Source organism: Pseudomonas sp. P5_B2, from assembly GCF_056400445.1.
The window spans coordinates 1-1383 of record NZ_JBFULH010000893.1; the positions used below are offsets into that span (position 1 = coordinate 1).

At 59.7% G+C, this 1383-nt stretch carries 1 protein-coding gene and 1 pseudogene; both read right to left on the reverse strand.

The window, feature by feature from the left end:
- A pseudogene (gene tcuB / locus AC1DRJ_RS27775) lies at window positions 1–239 on the reverse strand (tricarballylate utilization protein TcuB); the annotation flags it as partial.
- A partial coding sequence (gene tcuA, locus AC1DRJ_RS27780) for an FAD-dependent tricarballylate dehydrogenase TcuA (RefSeq protein WP_477804966.1) occupies window positions 226–1383 on the reverse strand: 1158 nt, incomplete at its 5' end. The pseudogene tcuB and the gene tcuA, both read right to left, overlap by 14 nt.

Genomic DNA, 1383 nt, shown 5'->3' on the forward strand with positions numbered 1-1383 from the left:
TGTGGGGCGGCGTACTGACAGGCGTGCAGGCATGCGCCGCAGTTATGGCACAAGTTCGCCAGGTAATGGATGTCGGCCTGAGTGAATTCCAAGCGCCGGGTCATCGCCGGAAATACCGCGCAAAAGCCTTCGCAATAACGGCAGGCATTGCAGATGGTCATCTGCCGCTGGACTTCACTTTCGTCAAGATTCAACACCGGGATCAACCCGCCCGACGCTTGGGGATCAAACAGTTGCATGTCGAGACTCCGTGTTTACAGATGAAACGCCAAAGCCCACCGAAGCGGCCGCCTGCACACCAGCGATGCGGCCAAACGCGGTACCGATGGCCATGCCGATGCCGGCGGTGTAGCCCTTGCCCAGAACATTGCCGGCCATCATTTCTCCCGCGACGAACAGGTTGGGGCTCGCTTTGCCGTTGAAATGCACGGCGGCGGTTTCGTCGGTGGCGAGGCCGAGGTAGGTGAACGTGACACCCGGTTTAAGCGGGTAGGCGTAGAAAGGTGGTTTTATCAATGGCCGCGCCCAATGGGTTTTGGCGGGCATCAGTCCTTGGGTGTGGCAGTCGTCCAACGCCGTGTGATCGAACGTGCCAACGCGGCAGGCGCAGTTGTAGTCCTCGACAGTCTTGACGAATTTTTCTTGAGGCAGCTTCAACTGGCGGGCAAGGTCTTGCAGAGTATTGGCGGTGGTTCCGGGAAAGACCGGTGGCATGAAGCGGCCGATGGCTTGTTGATCGATGATCGAATACGCCTGCTGACCGGGTTGTCCGGCCACCAGACGCCCCCAGATCGCATAACGTTTTGGCCAGAAATCCTCACCTTCGTCGTAGAAGCGTTCGCCATCACGATTGACCACCACACCCAGCGATACGCAGTCGATTCGGGTGCAGATGCCGCCGTCGTAGAGTGGCGCACGGGCATCAATCGCGACCATGTGTGCTTGCGTCGGATCGCCGATGACATCTGCGCCAAGGTCGAGCATGCGCCGTAGCAAAATGCCGGTGTTGAATCGGGTGCCCCGGATCAGGAAATTGTCCGATGGCCATTCACCGCGTTCGTTCTGACCCCAGGCTTCGCGCAGCCATTCACGGTTGGATTCGAAGCCGCCGGCCGCCAACACGCAGGCCCGGGCTTCAATGCGTTCGGCGGCGAAACGCTGACCATCGACCTCATGTTCGCCCACATGGGCGGCGACGAATTTCCCCTCATCCAACTCGATGTCGGTCACTTGCGTGTTGTAGCGAACTTTTACACCCAGGCGCTCCGCGCTGCGGAAATACGCATTGACCAGTGCTTTGCCGCCGCCCATAAAAAATGCATTGGTCCGCGCCACGTGCAGCGCGCCGGACAGCGGTGGCTGAAAATGCACGCCGTGTGAACG